The sequence below is a fragment of the Streptomyces chartreusis NRRL 3882 genome, assembly GCF_900236475.1.
Lineage (GTDB): Bacteria > Actinomycetota > Actinomycetes > Streptomycetales > Streptomycetaceae > Streptomyces > Streptomyces chartreusis_D.
The window spans coordinates 1,176,119-1,192,177 of the sequence record NZ_LT963352.1 but is presented as its reverse complement, the minus strand read 5'-3'; the positions used below and the strand labels follow the sequence as shown (position 1 = coordinate 1,192,177).

Sequence of the window (16,059 nt, the reverse complement as noted above, 5' to 3'; positions counted from 1 at the left end):
TCTCAGGAGCCTTCTCATGTTCGACTCCGTGCGCGACGACCTGCGTGCCACCCTCGACGAGATCCGCGCCGCTGGCCTGCACAAGCCCGAGCGCGTGATCGGCAGTCCGCAGTCCGCCACCGTCAACGTCACCGCGGGCGGCCGCCCCGGCGAGGTCCTCAACTTCTGCGCCAACAACTACCTCGGCCTCGCCGACCACCCCGAGGTCGTCGCCGCCGCCCACGAGGCCCTGGACCGCTGGGGCTACGGCATGGCCTCCGTCCGCTTCATCTGCGGCACCCAGGAAGTGCACAAGGAACTTGAGGCGCGGCTGTCGGCGTTCCTCGGCCAGGAGGACACGATCCTGTACTCCTCCTGCTTCGACGCCAACGGCGGCGTGTTCGAGACGCTGCTCGGCCCGGAGGACGCGGTCATCTCCGACGCGCTCAACCACGCGTCGATCATCGACGGCATCCGGCTGTCCAAGGCCCGCCGCCTGCGGTACGCCAACCGTGATCTGGCCGAACTGGAGGCGCGGCTGAAGGAGGCGTCCGACGCGCGTCGCCGGCTGATCGTCACCGACGGCGTCTTCTCCATGGACGGCTACGTGGCACCGCTGCGGGAGATCTGCGACCTCGCCGACCGCTACGACGCGATGGTCATGGTGGACGACTCGCACGCCGTCGGCTTCGTCGGACCGGGGGGCCGCGGCACGCCCGAGCTGCACGGCGTCATGGACCGCGTCGACATCATCACCGGCACCCTCGGCAAGGCCCTCGGCGGCGCCTCCGGCGGTTACGTCGCCGCCCGCGCGGAGATCGTCGCCCTGCTGCGTCAGCGCTCCCGGCCGTACCTGTTCTCGAACACGCTCGCCCCGGTGATCGCGGCGGCCTCCCTGAAGGTTCTGGACCTGCTGGAGTCGGCGGACGACCTGCGCGTCCGCCTCCACGAGAACACGGCTCTCTTCCGCGGCCGGATGACCGAGGAGGGCTTCGACGTCCTCCCCGGTGACCACCCCATCGCCCCGGTGATGATCGGTGACGCGGCGGTCGCCGGGCGGATGGCGGAGCTGCTGCTGGAGCGCGGCGTGTACGTGATCGGCTTCTCCTACCCGGTGGTGCCGCAGGGCCAGGCCCGGATCCGCGTCCAGCTGTCGGCAGCGCACTCGGCCGAGGACGTCCGTCGCGCGGTCGACGCCTTCGTGGCGGCACGGGCGGAGCTGGCCGGCTGAGCGACGCCGGCGACCTGAGAGAATCGATCGCATGATCGAGGCGCGGCGGCTCCACATCCTCCGTGCGGTGGCCGACCACCGTACGGTGACGGCGGCTGCCGCCGCGCTGTATCTGACCCCGTCGGCGGTGTCCCAGCAGCTCGCCGCGCTGGAGCAGGAGACCGGGCACCGGCTCGTCGAGCGCGGCGCCAAGGGCGTACGCCTCACCCCGGCCGGCGAGATCCTGCTCAGCCACACCAACGCGGTCCTCGCCCAACTGGAGCGGGCCGAGGCCGAGTTGGCCGCCTACAGCTCGGGGGCGGCCGGCGCCGTCACGGTCGCCTCCTTCGCGACCGGCATCGCGCTGGTCGTCGCGCCCGCGGTGGCCCGCCTCGCCGATTCGGCGCCCGGGATCCGCATCCGCGTCCAGGACGCCGAGGGCGACGCCAGCCTGCCGATGGTGCTGGACCGACAGGTCGACGTCGCCGTCGCGGTCGAGTACCGGGGCGCCCCGCCCGCCGACGACCCGCGACTGACTCACGTACCGCTGTACGCCGAGCCCTTCGACGCGGTCGTCCCGGTCGCCCACCGCCTGGCCGGGGCGGCGGAGGTCCCGCTCGCCGAACTGGCCAAGGACGCGTGGATCGGCCCGTACCCCGGCAACCCCTGCCACGACGTGGTGGTCCTGGCCTGCGAGAACGCCGGCTTCCAGCCCCGCATGGAGCACTCCTCGGACGACTTCCGCGCGGTTGTCGCCCTCGCCTCCGCCGACGCGGGCGTGGCCCTCGTGCCGCGCTCGGCGCTGCGCGGTATGGACCTCGCCGGGGTGGTCGTCCGCCCCGTCGACGGCACGGCGCCCACCCGGCGGGTCTTCGCCGCCGTGCGCCGGGGAGCCGAGGGGCATCCGCTGATCCGCCCGGTGCTGGACGCGCTCGGCGCGGCGGCCCAGGCGCAGCCACTGCCGGTGTGAGGAGCCGGAAACGGGGGCGTCTCATATCCGGGATAGCATCCCGAATATGAGAAGCGACGAAGTGGATCCCGTCGACACCCGGCTCGGCGCGCGCCTGGCCGAGCTGCGGGCCGAACACGGCTGGTCCCTGGGCGAGTTGGCCGACCGCAGCGGAGTGAGCCGGTCGACTCTGTCCCGGGCCGAGCGGGCGGAGACCAGCCCCACGGCCTCCCTCCTGAACCGCCTGTGCGCCGTCTACGGGCGGACCATGTCCCAACTGCTCAGCGAGGTCGAGGCCGAGCCGGCCCCCGTGCTGCGGGCCGCCGACCAGCTCGTATGGCGGGACCAGGCCTCCGGCTTCGTACGGCGGTCCGTGTCACCACCGCACTCCGCCCTGCGCGGCGAACTCGTCGAGGCCCGCCTCTCGCCCGGCGCCGACATCGCCTACGACCGTCCGCCCGTCACCGGTCTGGAACAGCACATCTGGGTCCTCGCAGGGGCCCTCGACGTGACCGCGCAGGACACCGAACACCACCTCGGCGCCGGCGACTGCCTGCGCATGCGCGTGTGGGGCCCGACCCGGTTCCGGTGCGCCGCTCCCGACGGCGTCCGGTACCTGCTGGCGGTGGTGCGGCCGTGATCGTCGACCGTCTGGACGCAGACCGGTTCGCCCGGTGCGGGGCCGGGTTGGCGGATCTGCTGGCCGACACCGTGAACGGCGGTGCCTCGGTCGGCTTCCTCGCCCCGCTCGACCGTGCGGAGGCGCTCGCCTGGTGGGAGGAGCGGGCCGCCGAGACGGCAGCGGGACGGCTCGCCGTCTGGGCGGCGTACGACGGGGGCCGGGTGCTGGGCACCGTGAGCCTGGCCTTCCCCGCCAAGGCGAACAGCCGCCACCGCGCCGAACTCGTCAAGCTCATGGTGCACCGGGACGCCCGGGGCCGTGGCCTCGGACGCAGGCTCCTGACCACGGCGGAGGGCGCCGCCGCAGAGGCCGGCGTCACCCTCCTGCACCTGGACACCGAGACCGGCAGCCCCGCCGAGCATCTGTACCGCTCGGCCGGCTGGACCGCGGTCGGCGCGATCCCCGACTACGCGGCGAGCCCCGACGGTCGGCTGCGGCCGACGACGATCTACTACAAGCACATACCGGCAACCGCTCTCACCAGGTGATTGTCAGTGGCAGCCGATAACGTGCCTGCCATGCCGGATGCCGAAGACGTACGCCGTATCGCGCTGTCCCTGCCGGACACGACGGAGAAGATCGCCTGGAGCATGCCCACGTTCCGGGTCGCGGGAAAGATGTTCGCCACCCTGCCGGAGGACGAGACGTCCATCGCCGTGCGCTGCCCCAAGGAGGAGCGGGACGAGTTGGTGCTCGCCGAGCCGGGGAAGTTCTGGATCGCCGACCACGAGGCGCAGTTCGCCTGGGTGCGGGCCCGGCTCGACGCGCTGGAGGACGAGGGCGAACTGCGGGACATCCTGGCCGACTCCTGGCGCCAGGCGGCTCCGCCCCGGCTCCTGGAGGCGCATCCCCGGCTGGGCCTCCCGGCGGGGGAGTGACCTCCTCCGGGTCTCACGCGGGAGCCGCCGCCCCGACGAACCCCCCGATGCGCTCCCGCAGCGACCGGGCGTCGAGGCCATGGGCGGCGACATGCTCCGCCGGCTGCCCGTACCGCCGCAGTTCGCGACGGCCCACGCCCAGCCCCAGCACCCGGTGCGGCACCTCGGACAGCGCGTCGTTCGCGGCGGCCGTCGAGGTGCCCGCCAGGTAGGGCTCGACGAGGACGACGTCCGCCCCGGCCGCCCGGGTGGCCCGGCGCAGGGCGGCCCCGTCGAAGGGGCGGACGGTCGTCGCGTACAGGACCGTGACGTCGAGGCCCTCGGTGGCGGCGAGCACCGTGTCGAGCATCGGCCCGACGGCGACCACGACCCCGGTGCGTCCCTCGCGGACCGTGCGGAAGCGCTCCCCGTCGACGGGCAGCGCCCGCCCGTTGGACTGGAGGGACAGCCGCACGTAGACCTTGTCGTCGCCCGCGGCGACCGCGTGCCGCAGCAGCGTCTCGGCCTCGTCCGGGTGGCCCGGCACATGGATGGTCCAGCCGTCCAGGGTGTCGAGCAGCGCCACGTCGCCCGGCGCCATGTGGGTGTAGCCGCCCGCGGGCCAGTCGAAGGAGGCGGCGGCGCTCACCAGCACCGCGCCCAGGTCCTGGTGCCCGAGGTCCAGCTTGACCTGCTCGAAGGGCCGCTCGACGAGAAAGCTGGCGAAAGTGTGCACGACGGGCCGCAGTCCGGTCAGCGCCAGCCCCGCGGCCGCGCCGACCAGCAGCTGCTCGCGGATGCCGACGTTGACGACCCGGTCGGGGTGGCGCCGGGCCGCCTCGGCGAAGCCGTCCCTGCCGATCTCGGCGAGGACGACGGCGACCCGTGGGTCCTCGTCGAGCAGCCGGGAGACGACAGGGGCGAAGCGATCACGCATGGTGTCCATGGCGTTCTGGTTCCTTTCCGGCGGGGAGGTCAGGCGGACTTCGGCTCGACCCGGGCCACGACCACGTGCGGGCGGCCCGGGTGCGGTGCGGTGAAGGCGGCGTACAGCGCCTCGTGGTCACGGCCGTCGACGGTCAGCGCGGACCAGCCCGCCGCCTCGAAGCGGGCGGCGATGCCGCCGGGCCGCGCGTACGACGCGGAGGAGTTGTCGACGACGACGGTGTGCAGCCGGTCGAGCCCGGCGGGCCCGGCGAAGGCGATCGCCTCGTGGTTGCTGCCCTCGTCCAGCTCGGCGTCTCCGATCAGCGCCCACACCCGTGGCTCGTCGAGCCCCTGGGCGCGCAGCCCCAGTGCCGTGCCGACGGCGATCGGCAGCCCGTGCCCGAGCGATCCGCTGCCGATCTCGGCCCCCGGCACGAGCGTGCGGTCGGGATGGTGACCGAGGGGTGAGTCGTACGAGCCGAAGCCGGGCAGCCACTCCACCGGGATGAAGCCCTTGGCGGCCAGCACGGCGTAGTACGCCATCGGCCCGTGCCCCTTCGACAGCAGGAACCGGTCCCGCTCAGGGTCGGCCATCCCCTCCGGGCTCACCCGCAGCACCCGGTCGTACAACACCCACAGCACGTCCAGCGTGGACGTCGCGGCCGGGCCGTGCTTCTCGTCGCCGGTCATCAGGCCCATGAGTCCCGGCAGGTCGGCGTACGTGTGTGTCATGTCCGTCGCGTTCGTCATGCGGACGAGCGTGCAACCTCAACCAATGTTGAGGTCAAGCGACGGGTGCCCGGAAACGGATGCGCGATCACCGGCGCGAGTGCGGTATGGTTTCCCTGCGCGTTCGGCCGGGGGAATCCCCAGGTCAGACGGGCAACGGGACGTGGCGCAGCTTGGTAGCGCACTTGACTGGGGGTCAAGGGGTCGCAGGTTCAAATCCTGTCGTCCCGACTTGTGGTGTCGCAGGTCAAAGGTCATACCGTGCAGGACGGTATGACCTTTTTGCTTTTTGCCGACTGACCCTGTCGAGGGTCACATCATGATGCAGCCGTTCGTACTGACCGATGAGGGCGAAGTGAACTCGGCGGCCGACGCGCTTGGCGTGTACGCGCCAAATATGCCCAGAGTGGCGACGAGTGTGGCTCCGACGGTCATCCGTCGTATTGCGTTCACGTAGAAACGTTCCTTTCCGCAGATCGGATGATCTTGCGGACGGAACCGTATCCTATGAATGGCTTATATGGAAAATCTGGGCCCGGCGTCTTGGTTACTCGTTAAATCGCCCCCCGATAGGTCGAACGCCTGTCTTAATTCGGTTAAGAGGTCCTCGGCCTTCGTTTTCTCGTCTGCCTCGTGGGTGTGCTCGGCCAGGGAGATGGCGGCCCTCAGATACTCCGCCGCGGAGTCGAATCTGCCGGCGTCCGAATAGACCTGGCCGAGGCGGCGCAGCGCCCGGGTCTCCTGGTGAGCCGCGCCGATGGTGCGGGCGATGTCCAGCGCGTCCAGCAGGTGCCGGACGGCCTTGTCCGTCTCTCCTGCTTTCCGGTGTGCTTCACCCATGCCTGTCGCTGTGTCGGCCTGGCTTTTCCGGTCGCCGAGTGACCGGAATTCCGTGAACGCCTCCTGGTAAAGGGGGAGCGCGGCGGTGGTGTCGCCCGATTCCGTGAGGGCGTCCGCGAGGCTGCAGCGCACCGTGGCGCGGTCGTAGCGATTTCCGGCGTGCTCCAGTACCGCGAGCGATTCCTCGAACGAACGGCGTGCGGATTCCAGATCCCCGGTCCTCATGTGGAGATCCCCGATATTGTTGAGGGTTTTGCCCAGCGCCGCGTGGTCGCCCGCTTCGCTGAACCCTGTGAGCGACTTCTGGAAGTGCTCCAGGGCGCGATCGTGTTGTCCCAGGAACAGGAGGGTCACCGCCATGTTGTTGTGCAGCCGTGCGGTGGCCACGGAATCCCCCGCGGCAGCGGTGAGAGTGAACGCCTGCTGAAAGAGGCCGAGCGCTGCCCGGTTGTCGCCCCGGTGCCAGGCCAGCGTGCCGAGCGTCCGCAGCACTTCGGCCTCCGCCTCGGCGTACCCGGTCGCTCGGGCGATCCGCAGGGCCCGTTCGCCGGCGTCGGCGGCCTCCGGGTAGCGCGCGGTGTGCGCGTGCACGGCGCTCAGGTGGATCAGGGAGCGGCAGAGTGCGGCCTGGTCTCCTGCCCGGGCCCAGTGCTCGACGGCGGGTTCGAGGACGGTCCGCGCGTCGTTCCAGTGGCACTCCTGGTTGAGGAAACCGGCCATGGCGTAGGCGAGTCGGGCCGCGGCCCCGGCGCGGCCGTGGCTGCGGGCGTGCCGCTCCGTGGCCAGCAGGTTCGCCCGCTCGGCGGCCAGCCAGGCCCGGGCGGCCTCGGCGTCGGGCCACTGCGGCAGGTGTTCCCCGGGCCGAGCGTGCGGTGAGGCGGGGCGAATGCGGCGGGGGTGGGCGAGCCGGTCGGCGCGGTCGGCCGCGTCGACGTAGAAGTCCGTGAGGCGGCGGAGGACGGCGGCCCGGTCCTGGTCGGTGTCGTCCGTCATGGACCTGGAACGGCCGTACTCCCGCAGCAGGTCGTGGTACTGGTAGCGGTCCGGGGCGGGCTCGCGGAGCAGATGGCAGGCCAGGAGTGACTCGAGGACCCGCTCTGCGGCCGGAGGCGCCAGGCCGAGTCCGGCGGCGGCCGAGTCGGTGGTGAAGTCGACGCCGGGGTGGAGACTGAGGCGCCGGAAGGCGGTGCGCTGCTCCTCGGTGAGGGTCTGGTAGGTGAGATCGAGGGCGCGGGCCACCTCCTGTTCGGCGTCCCTGATCTCGCCGAGCCGGCCTTCGCCGCGGGTGAGTCGCTCGGCCAGCGTGGTGAGCGTCCAGGAGGGGTGGGCGCGGAAGCGGCTCGCCACCAGTTCGATCGCGAGCGGGAGATGGCCGCACAGCCGGACGATGCGTGCGGTCTCCTCGGTGCTGTGCGTGCGAGCCGCACCGGCGAACGCGCGGAACAAGGCGACGGCGTCGTCGCTCGGCAGCACGTCGAGCGGGATGTGCCGGGCGTGCGGCAGACCGGTCAGGTGGCGCCGGCTGGTGATGATCGTCAGGGAGGGCGAGCCCCCCGGCAGCAGCGGCCGGATCTGCGCGGCGCTGACGGCGTCGTCGAGAACGATGACGGCCCGGCGTTCCGCCAGCATGGTCCGCCACAGGGCGCTACGGCCTTCGAGCTCGACGGGAATGGTCTCGGCCGGCGCGCCGAGCAGGCGCAGGAGAGTGGCCAGAGCCGCGCCGGGGTCGAGGGGCTCGCCGACCGGGGAGTGGCCGCGCAGGTCGACGTACAACTGCGCGTCGGGGAACCGGGGCGCGAGCAGGGCCGCGCCGTTCACGGCCACGGCGGTCTTGCCGACCCCCGCCATGCCGCTCACGGTGCTGACGGACTCCAGGCTGATGACCTGGCCGTCCGCCGCCGGCGCGTCGGCCATGGAGCTCAGGTCCCGCAGTTCCGCTCGGCGGCCGACCAGCGGCGGCTGATGGGGCAGGTTGCGGGGCGGGCGTGGGAGCGCCGGGCGTGGCGGCGCGGGGGCCGTGCCGGGTGGAGCCGCCCGGCCCCGGGCGAGATCGGCGGCCGGTGTGCGTTCGAGGATCCCGCGGTGGATGCGGTTCAGCTCGGCTCCCGGCCGGGACCCGTACTGTGTCATCAGCAGGTGACGGATCTCCTGATGGACGCGCAGCGCGTCGGTGTACCGGTCGCTGCCGTAGTACGCCAGCATCAACTGGCCCGCCAGCGTCTCGTCGCCCGGATGCCGGTCGACGAGGGCCGACAGCTCGGCGCCCGTCTCGGCGAACCGGCCCAGCCGGAGCTGGGCGGCGGTGCGGGCGACGGTCGCGGTGAGCCGGCGTTGCGCCAGGGTCCGCCGTACGCTCTCGGCCCAGAGTCCGGGGAGTCCCGCGAGTGCCTCGCCCCGCCACAGCCGTTCGGCGAGGTCGAGGAGGGCGGCCGCCCGCTCGTCGTCTCCGTCCGCCGCGGCGCCACCGGCCCGCGTCACGAGATGCTGGAACCGGTGCCAGTCGACCGATGCGCGGGGCGCGTCCAGCGTGTACGTGTGGGCGCGGCTGACGATGCGGGGCGCGTTCGCGGCAGGCGGGGCGGTCTTCAGGCGCCGGCGCAGTCTGGAGACGTAGCTGTGCGTGTTCCCGCGGGCCTGTGGCGGTGGTTCGCCGTCCCAGAGCCGGTCCATGAGCGTGTCCAGGGCCACCGGACGGCTCACGTCCAGCGCCAGCACGGCCAGGAGGGTCCGCTCCTTGTCCGAGCCCAGCTCGACCCGCTGACCGTCCACCCGGAGACCCACCGGGCCCAGTACCTGGAATTCCACCAGCGCCTCCCGCTGGTCCGGCCATGTCGACGCCGCATGGCAGGGGGTAGTGGACATGTCATGGAATGCCGAGCATGACAGGAAGGGGTAAGCGTTTCCAGACGCGGTCGCGTGCTGACCGAAACAAGGCGCCGTGCTGACCGAGAGCCGTTGTCGGCCGAGAACCGCCCGCGCACCGACCGAATCCGTGCCCCGGACGCGCTGGCCGGATCGTTTCTCTCCCGTGCGGCAGACGTCCGCGGACGGCATCGTCGAGTCCCGGGCGGGGGTAGGACCCCCATGATCGATGTAATGGGCAACCGGTCGGAGGGGGACGGGCGGGATGAATGCGGCGCGGGACGGCGGCAGGGACCGTGAGGTCAGCAACGCGATCGGGGGAGCGGTCCGGCTCTACGGACCCACCGTCCAGGCCCGTGACGTGCACGGCGGCATCCACGTGCGGACCGCACCCCCGCCGCCCCCGCCGACACCCCGTCAACTCCTCCCGGTGACCGCGTACTTCACCGACCGCCAGGACGATCAGGCCGCCCTCGACCACCTGGTCGCCACAGGCCGGGACCGCGGTTCCGGGCGGCCGCTGATCGTGGTGACCGGACCCGCCGGCATCGGCAAGACCACCCTGGTCTCCCACTGGCTGCGCCGGCACGAAGCCGACTTCCCCGACGGGCAGGTGTACGCGGACCTGCGCGGGCACACGACGGACGGGCCGGCCCGTCCGGACGAGATCCTGGGCCGCTTCCTGCGGGCGCTCGGAGCCGGGGCCGTCCCCACCGACCCGGCGGAGCAGGCGTCGCTGTGGCGCTCTGTCACCGCCGGCCTGCGCATCGCCGTCATGCTCGACAACGCCTTCACCGCGGCACAGATCCGGCCGTTGTTACCCGGCGGCACGGGCGGCCTCGTCGTCGTGACCAGCCGTCGCCGGATGACCGGGCTGCGCATGGACGGAGCCGAGTTCCACCAGGTGCGGGAGCTCGGGCCGGATGCCGGAGAGGAACTGTTCATCCGCGGCGTCGGCGCGGACCGGGTCACGGGCGAACTGCCCGCGGTCCGCCAGGTCGTGTCCCTGTGCGCGGGCCTGCCGCTCGCGGTGTGCCTCGCCTCGGCCCGGCTCACCGCACGCCCCGGACAGCCGGTCGCCGCCCTGGCCGACGCGCTCGCCCCCGACGCCGGCCGCCTGGTCGCACTGGAAGTGGAAGGAGAGGCCACCGTGCGCAAGGCCCTGGACGCGTCGTACGCGGTGCTCAGCCCGGAGGCCGCCCGGATGTACCGGATCCTCGGCGTGCTGCCGCTGCCCGCCTTCGACTCCCGCACCGCCGCCGCGGCCTGCGCGGAGCCCCTGGATTCGACCGCACGCCGGCTGGACGAACTCGTGGAAGCCAACCTGCTGGAGGACATCGGCCCCGACACCTACCGCTTCCACGATCTCGTCCGGGTCCACGCCCGCGACCGCGCGAGATCCACCGACACCGCGGAAGCCCGCGAGCAGGCCCTGCGCCGGGTAGCCGACTGGTACCTCCGGACCGCCACCGAGGCCCAGCGTCTCATCACGCCCATCCAGTTCACGCTGCCCCGGGCCTACGCCTACCCCTCACCGCCGGCCGCGCCCTTCACGGACGACCGCGGCGCCCTGGGCTGGCTGGACACTCAGCGCACGAACCTCATGATCGTGCTGCGGCTGGCCGCCGAGCGTGGGTGGCACGCCACGGCCTGGCAGCTCGTGGACGCCATGTGGCCGTTGTTCCTCCGGCTGCGCCACTACGACCTGTGGATCGAGGCCCACCGCATCGGCCTGGACGCCGCTCGCAGCGACGGACACCCGGAGGCCGAACGGCAGATGCTCAACTCCGGGGCCATCGGCCTGAGCGCCGCGCGCCGGATCAGCGACGCCACCGAGTGGTACACCGCGTCCCTCGCAGCGGCGCGCGAGGCGGGCGACGCACGGGACGAGGGGCAGGCGCTGCTCGGTCTCGGCGGCTGCCACCTGGAGGCGGGCGACCTCGACCAGGCCGAGTCCCACCTGGACCGGGCGGTGGCGACCTGGGCGGAGTGCGGCTACCCGCGCGGGGTCGCCCTCGCCACGATCCTGCTCGGCGAGGTGGCCCTCGCCCGGCACGCCCCCGAGCGGGCCGCGGCCTGCTTCACCCGGGCCAGGGAGGGACTCCTTGCCGTGGCCGATCCGCACGACGCGGCCCGGGCCCTCGCCTTCCTCGGCCGGGCCCGTGCCCTGGCTGGCGACCACGACACGGGCACGGCCCGGATGGAGGAGGCCCTGGCGGTGTTCACCGCCTCCGGCGCGGCCCACTGGCAGGCGCGCACCCTGGAGATGCTGGCGGACACCGCGCACGAGCAGGGAGACGACAGGGCCGCGGAGCACTACTACGCCCTTGCCCTCACCCTGTACGAGACCACCAGCCCGGCGGACGCCCGACGGCTCAGGGAGTCGTAGAGCCGCCGTCCAGCACCCGGATGTCCTCGATGTCCCGCAACGCCAGTCCCGCCACCAGCCAGGCATGCAGGCAGGACGCCAGCAGGGGGCGGGTCGCGGGTACGTGGCGGACCAGCAGCATCCGCGTCCCGTCGGCCACCGCCCAGCCACCGCCGGCCAACGGCGCCGCGACGACCCGGCAGGCCGGATGGGCGGCCGTGACACTCACCAGCCAGCGCGCCGCGTCCGCCGGTGAACGGGGGCGCCCGGCGTGCAGTACATCCGCGTACTCGGCCCACCGCCGCTCCCGGCACGCGTCGGCGTCCACGGCGAAGTGCTCGTCGGCTCCCCGGTCCGCGGGACCGACCCGGGCCAGCACGTCGTAGTGCCGCCCGCCCGAGCTGATGCGGAGGGAGAGGGCGGCCACAGTGTCCTGCTGCACGTCGAGTTCATGAGGTGCCAGCCGGACGGAGACGAAGCGCCTCACGCCGGGACCTCCCGCCGGGCCCGCGCCCACGTGTCCAGTGCGGGCGGCTTCGGCAGGGGCACCGTCTCCGGCTCGTGGGCGGGCTGGCCCAGGCGCAGCAGGCGGTACATGAGCCGGCGCATGTTGCGGTTGAACCGGCCGGGCTCCGAGGTGATGCGGGAGGCGATCGCCGCGTACTCCTCCGGCCGGTACTCGGCGGCGGCGTAACGGAGTTGGCCGAGGAGCGGGTGCGTGGGCGACAGCGCCGGCGCGGTCATGGCGAGCGCGGCGGCCGGCGAGGCCGGATTGATCTCCTGCTCCGGTGAACTGGCCAGCAGGATCGGCGCCCCGGTGAGCGTGCCGTACAGCGTGACCGAGCCGTGGTCGCCGATGATCCAGTCCGCGGCGATGAGCACGCTGCGCCAGTCCGCCTCGGGCGGTACGAGTGTGACGCCCGGCTGGGCGCAGCGGGCCAGCCACGCCCTGACCTGCCAGGAGCCGTGCCCGGACCAGACATTGGGATGCAGGAGGATGACGGACCGGAACCTCCCGGCGGGTAGTTCGGCGACGACCCGGGGCAGCAGCGCCTCGAACCGGCCGAACGACGAGCGCGCACCCCACGTCGAGACGACGACCACCAGCTTCTCGCCGGCGGACAGACCGAGGGCCCGGCGGTACTCGGCCCGCAGCGGCAGGCTCTTCGTGATGCGGTCGTACGCCGGATCACCGACCACATGCGTGAGCGGCAGCACCTCCGGGCAGTGGCGCTCCAGGTCCGTCAGTTCGGCGTGGTGCGGGACGGCCACCGCCGCGGGGAGCCGGCCGCCCGGCACCAGGTCCTGCCTGCGCAGTCCTGCCACACCCGGGTGCGCCCCCCTGACCAGGCGCTTCAGATAAGCGGCCCCGTGCGGCAGCGTGATCAAGGGGGCGGAGATCCGCTCCACCCCCCGCGGCCCCGCCGCCAGGGCCAGGTCGAACGACATGCCAACGGCCTCGTCCCACGGCAGCACCGCGCAGCCCAGCTCCTGGAGGAAACGCGGTACCTCGTCGCCGAAGACGTGCGGCGGAGCCGTGAACACCACCTGGAGCCTGAAGTCGGCCTCCAGCAGCGACAGGACGTCGACCAGTCGCTTCCCGTACGTGAGCGTGTGCACGACGACCAGCACGGTCTTCCGCTCGACCAGCGTCAGCCACTCGCGCTCCTCGCCCGGCAGCTCCGCGATCTTCCGCAATCCGGACATGATGTGCCCCCCGATGTCCCTGCGGGCCCGGTTCGGCCCGTCTGCCGGGCTTCTGCCCCTGCCGGATGGACGGAAGGCTTGCCCGGGCCTTGCGGAAACCTTGCAGGGGCGCTCCGCGAGGCTGGCCCGGGTGCGTCAGCCGCCCCCGTCGAGGTCGTCGCGGCGGCGCAGCACCGTCAGCTCGTGACCGTGGAGTCCCATCTCGTACAGCTTTCCGCGCGCGTTCTCGAAGGGCCGGTGGAGGATCATCATCAGGCGGCCGTCGAAGGTGTGGAACAGCATGCCGTGGCCGCTGTCGTCGCGGACCAGGGGCCGGTGCTGCTGCCACGGGCCCTGGATGTCCCCGCTTCCCGACACCGCGTACGTCTGCACGTAGCCGCCGCTGATCGTGCCGTCCCGGCCGGCCGTGTTCTTCTCGTAGGTCGACCACAGCATCAGCAGGGACCCGTCAGGGGTGCGGTACAGCTGGGGGCCGTCGGTGATGTACGGCGGCAGCTGGTGCGGTACCCCCGCGGGGATCTGCTCGGTGGTCCAGGGCGCGTCCGAGGCCTTGAAGAGGTGGATCGGGTCGCCGACCGTCCGGGACAGGTCGGGGGCGAGCCGGACCGCCTCCATCGTTCCGTCGATCGTCTGGAGCCACTCGTGCGCGTACACCATCCAGGGTCGCCCGGACGGGTCGACGTACAACGTGCCGTCGAGGGTCATGAGGTGCTCGGGCGGGACGGGGCGTGCCGGGTCGAGCACGGTGAACGGGCCGAGCAGTGAGTCGGAGACGGCCGTGATCGTGCCGCGCATGTGGGTCGGGGTCCGGAACGGGACGCCCCACGGATTGGACGGCGGGACCGGGAGTGGCCGGTCCGCGTTGTGCAGCGTGGTGAAGAGGTAGTACCGGCCGTCCCAGGCGTGCACCTCCGGCGCCCAGGCACCCTCCGTCGCCCAGATGCCCTCCTGCCCGGCCGTCAGGAACACCACGACGGGACGCGTCCAGTCGCGCAGGTCGTGGCTGCGGTAGACCATCGTGCCGGTGCCGTCCACGCCCGACATGGACGGGTCGTTGGACGTGTAGAGGTGGTAGGTCCGCGTCGGCTCGTCGGCGACCACGAACGGGTCGTGCAGCGGCATGTCCGGCAGCCGCATCGGTGCTTCGGTCGTGTCGGGAAGCCGCATCGCCGAGGTCCTGGTCCGACCGCCCGGCGGTCAGATCACGCAGCCCGCATGGGCCAGCGCCTGCTTGAGCAGCACCCCGTGGCCACCCGGCATCTCGCTCTGCACCGCCGCCGACACGGCCTCCTGAGGGCTGAACCACACCAGGTCCAGGGCGTCCTGCCGGGGCCGGCAGTCACCCGTCACCGGCACGATGTAGGCGAGGGACACCGCGTGCTGGCGGGGGTCGTGGTACGGCGTGATGCCCTGCGTCGGGAAGTACTCCGCGACCGTGAACGGCTGGAGCGACGCCGGGACGCGGGGCAGCGCGACCGGGCCGAGGTCCTTCTCCAGGTGCCGCAGCAGGGCGTCGCGGACGCGTTCGTGGTGCAACACGCGGCCGGAGACCAGCGTCCGGCTGACCGTCCCGTCGGGCCCGATGCGCAGGAGCAGGCCGACACTGGTGACTTCGCCGCTGTCGTCGACGCGGACCGGGACGGCCTCGACGTACAGGATCGGCATACGGGCACGCGCCATCTCCAGGTCGTCGGAGGACAGCCAGCCGGGCGTGGTTTCGGTCATGTCAGACATCGCTTGATCATACTTTCAGCCGTTCGGACTTCCTGGGTAGCCGCTCGGGAGGAACTGTGACCGGCTACACGCCGTTCAACCGCCTCCCGGGGAGTCGTCCGGGAGCCCGTAGACCCGGCGGGCGTTGTCCCGCCCGGCCCACCGGGCGATCCGCAGTGCGTCCTGCAGGGACAGCTCGTCGGTGTCCACCCGCTCCTGGAGCAGTTCCGCCAGGCCCTGCCGGAAGGCGAGCGCCCCGAGGTGGAAGAACTCGGCCAGACCGTAGGCGTCGGAGCTGTACAGCAGCTTGCGGAACGGTGTGATCTCCAGGGCCTCCGCCAGGACCGCACCGGCCCGGGCGGGGCCGACGTGGTGGAGGGTGAGGCCGACGTCGAGGTACACCTGCTCGAAGACCGCCGTGAGGTACGCCGCCTGCCGCTGGTAGGGCCAGCAGTGCAGCAGCAGGACCGGGATCGTCCCGGCGGTCAGGTGCAGCCAGTCCGTGAGGCGGGCCGGGTCGGCCCGGTGCAGCCGGATGTCGTTGTCGCCGAACCCGGTGTGCAACTGGAGCGGCAGACCCAGGTCGACGGCGGTCCACAGCAGGTGCCGTACCAGAACCGGGTCGTCCAGGCGGCCGCCGCGGGCCGCCCAGTGCCGGGCGGCGCCGGTGACCTCCGCGTCCGAGGGCCGGACCGGGTCCAGGTCGAAGCCGGTGCGGTAGGCCGCCACCGACTTCACGGCCACCACGCCGGGTTTCCGTACGGCGTCCAGCGCCGCCGCCCGGAAGGCGTCGGCGTAGGCGTCCGGCTCGACCCCCGCCGCCCGCACCGACTCGGCGACGCTCTCCAGCCGCACGACCTCGTACGCGGACCCGCCCGCGGCCTCGGCGACCTCGCGCGGGGTGGTGAGCCGGTCGGGGGCGTAGCCGGTGTCGACGCAGAAGACGTCCGTGCCCGAGGCGCTCAGGAAGCGCCGCTGCACCTCACGTCGGCCGAGCTCCCACCGCCGGGCCAGGTACTGGTCGACGGGGGCATGCCGCGGCAGGTCCAGCAGGGGAGCGCAGTGGCGGCGCACGGCCACGCCCGCGGGACTGTCGAAGGGCGAGACGCCCGGCCACGCGTCGCCCTCCGTGAGGAGCGGCTCGAAGGCCTCCCGGTCGAGATCGGCGGCCACCGTGCCGTGGCAGTGGTGGTCGACCAGGCGCAGGGCGTCGAGCGCTTCGCGGACCGCGCCCAC

14 protein-coding genes and 1 tRNA gene are annotated in these 16,059 nt (G+C 72.7%); 7 read left to right on the top strand and 8 right to left on the bottom strand.

The features are described 5' to 3' along the window. The first annotated feature begins 16 nt into the window (after positions 1–16). From SCNRRL3882_RS05365 to SCNRRL3882_RS05345, 5 genes are read left to right on the top strand one after another with little or no spacing between them, the layout of a single operon-like run. Positions 17–1,210, top strand: a complete 1,194-nt coding sequence (locus SCNRRL3882_RS05365; protein WP_010044681.1) for a glycine C-acetyltransferase — start codon at positions 17–19, stop codon at positions 1,208–1,210. A 31-nt stretch (positions 1,211–1,241) separates the two neighbouring features. Then, positions 1,242–2,159, top strand: a complete 918-nt coding sequence (locus SCNRRL3882_RS05360) for a LysR family transcriptional regulator (RefSeq protein ID WP_010044683.1) — start codon at positions 1,242–1,244, stop codon at positions 2,157–2,159. Positions 2,160–2,205: 46 nt separating this feature from the next. Then, entirely contained in the window at positions 2,206–2,778 is a 573-nt protein-coding gene (locus SCNRRL3882_RS05355; RefSeq protein WP_029181514.1) for a helix-turn-helix domain-containing protein, read from the top strand. After that, a complete protein-coding gene (locus tag SCNRRL3882_RS05350) occupies positions 2,775–3,308 on the top strand; it encodes a GNAT family N-acetyltransferase (protein WP_010044687.1) in 534 nt (177 codons plus the stop codon). Before SCNRRL3882_RS05355 ends, SCNRRL3882_RS05350 begins: the two co-directional genes overlap by 4 nt. Before the next feature lie 30 nt (positions 3,309–3,338). Further along, the gene (locus SCNRRL3882_RS05345; RefSeq protein WP_010044689.1) at positions 3,339–3,698 is read left to right on the top strand and encodes an MmcQ/YjbR family DNA-binding protein; all 360 of its coding nucleotides are present in this window, start codon (positions 3,339–3,341) and stop codon (positions 3,696–3,698) included. A 13-nt stretch (positions 3,699–3,711) separates the two neighbouring features. Here SCNRRL3882_RS05345 and SCNRRL3882_RS05340 read toward each other — a convergent pair whose 3' ends face one another. Both SCNRRL3882_RS05340 and SCNRRL3882_RS05335 read right to left on the bottom strand, forming a co-directional pair. Then, positions 3,712–4,623 carry a transketolase family protein gene (locus tag SCNRRL3882_RS05340; RefSeq protein ID WP_010044693.1) on the bottom strand — a complete coding sequence of 304 codons (912 nt, stop codon included), beginning with the start codon at positions 4,621–4,623 and terminating at the stop codon, positions 3,712–3,714. Positions 4,624–4,652: 29 nt separating this feature from the next. Further along, entirely contained in the window at positions 4,653–5,354 is a 702-nt protein-coding gene (locus SCNRRL3882_RS05335; RefSeq protein ID WP_010044695.1) for a transketolase, read from the bottom strand. 136 nt (positions 5,355–5,490) lie between these two features. Here SCNRRL3882_RS05335 and SCNRRL3882_RS05330 point away from each other — a divergent pair. Next, positions 5,491–5,564 (top strand) — tRNA-Pro (locus tag SCNRRL3882_RS05330). Positions 5,565–5,849: 285 nt separating this feature from the next. Here the strand turns inward: SCNRRL3882_RS05330 and SCNRRL3882_RS05325 are convergent. Then, positions 5,850–9,035, bottom strand: coding sequence for an AfsR/SARP family transcriptional regulator (locus tag SCNRRL3882_RS05325; protein ID WP_078602926.1), 3,186 nt, complete (start codon positions 9,033–9,035; stop codon positions 5,850–5,852). Positions 9,036–9,300: 265 nt separating this feature from the next. On the opposite strand from SCNRRL3882_RS05325, the gene SCNRRL3882_RS05320 reads away from it, so the two are divergent. Continuing rightward, positions 9,301–11,424: an ATP-binding protein gene (locus SCNRRL3882_RS05320; protein WP_010044699.1), complete on the top strand. Its 2,124-nt coding sequence runs from the start codon at positions 9,301–9,303 to the stop codon at positions 11,422–11,424. Here SCNRRL3882_RS05320 and SCNRRL3882_RS05315 read toward each other — a convergent pair. From SCNRRL3882_RS05315 to SCNRRL3882_RS05295, 5 genes are all read right to left on the bottom strand, one after another. Then, entirely contained in the window at positions 11,411–11,890 is a 480-nt protein-coding gene (locus tag SCNRRL3882_RS05315; protein ID WP_158688448.1) for a hypothetical protein, read from the bottom strand. The two genes, SCNRRL3882_RS05320 and SCNRRL3882_RS05315, sit on opposite strands and share 14 nt — an antisense overlap. After that, positions 11,887–13,110, bottom strand: coding sequence for a hypothetical protein (locus SCNRRL3882_RS05310; protein WP_010044702.1), 1,224 nt, complete (start codon positions 13,108–13,110; stop codon positions 11,887–11,889). Before SCNRRL3882_RS05310 ends, SCNRRL3882_RS05315 begins: the two co-directional genes overlap by 4 nt. 135 nt (positions 13,111–13,245) lie before the next feature. Further along, a complete protein-coding gene (locus tag SCNRRL3882_RS05305) occupies positions 13,246–14,277 on the bottom strand; it encodes a glycoside hydrolase family 43 protein (protein ID WP_010044705.1) in 1,032 nt (343 codons plus the stop codon). A gap of 30 nt (positions 14,278–14,307) precedes the next feature. After that, a complete protein-coding gene (locus tag SCNRRL3882_RS05300) occupies positions 14,308–14,844 on the bottom strand; it encodes an NUDIX hydrolase family protein (protein WP_029181516.1) in 537 nt (178 codons plus the stop codon). Between the two features lie 75 nt (positions 14,845–14,919). Further along, the gene (locus SCNRRL3882_RS05295; protein WP_010044708.1) at positions 14,920–16,059 is read right to left on the bottom strand and encodes an amidohydrolase family protein; all 1,140 of its coding nucleotides are present in this window, start codon (positions 16,057–16,059) and stop codon (positions 14,920–14,922) included.

Coding starts and splice junctions, on each gene's coding strand:
- SCNRRL3882_RS05365 (WP_010044681.1), top strand. CDS start 17: ATGTTCGACTCCGTGCGCGACGACCTGCGTGCCACCCTCGACGAGATC.
- SCNRRL3882_RS05360 (WP_010044683.1), top strand. CDS start 1,242: ATGATCGAGGCGCGGCGGCTCCACATCCTCCGTGCGGTGGCCGACCAC.
- SCNRRL3882_RS05355 (WP_029181514.1), top strand. CDS start 2,206: ATGAGAAGCGACGAAGTGGATCCCGTCGACACCCGGCTCGGCGCGCGC.
- SCNRRL3882_RS05345 (WP_010044689.1), top strand. CDS start 3,339: ATGCCGGATGCCGAAGACGTACGCCGTATCGCGCTGTCCCTGCCGGAC.
- SCNRRL3882_RS05340 (WP_010044693.1), bottom strand. CDS start 4,623: ATGGACACCATGCGTGATCGCTTCGCCCCTGTCGTCTCCCGGCTGCTC.
- SCNRRL3882_RS05335 (WP_010044695.1), bottom strand. CDS start 5,354: ATGACGAACGCGACGGACATGACACACACGTACGCCGACCTGCCGGGA.
- SCNRRL3882_RS05325 (WP_078602926.1), bottom strand. CDS start 9,035: ATGTCCACTACCCCCTGCCATGCGGCGTCGACATGGCCGGACCAGCGG.
- SCNRRL3882_RS05320 (WP_010044699.1), top strand. CDS start 9,301: ATGAATGCGGCGCGGGACGGCGGCAGGGACCGTGAGGTCAGCAACGCG.
- SCNRRL3882_RS05310 (WP_010044702.1), bottom strand. CDS start 13,110: ATGTCCGGATTGCGGAAGATCGCGGAGCTGCCGGGCGAGGAGCGCGAG.
- SCNRRL3882_RS05305 (WP_010044705.1), bottom strand. CDS start 14,277: ATGCGGCTTCCCGACACGACCGAAGCACCGATGCGGCTGCCGGACATG.
- SCNRRL3882_RS05300 (WP_029181516.1), bottom strand. CDS start 14,844: ATGTCTGACATGACCGAAACCACGCCCGGCTGGCTGTCCTCCGACGAC.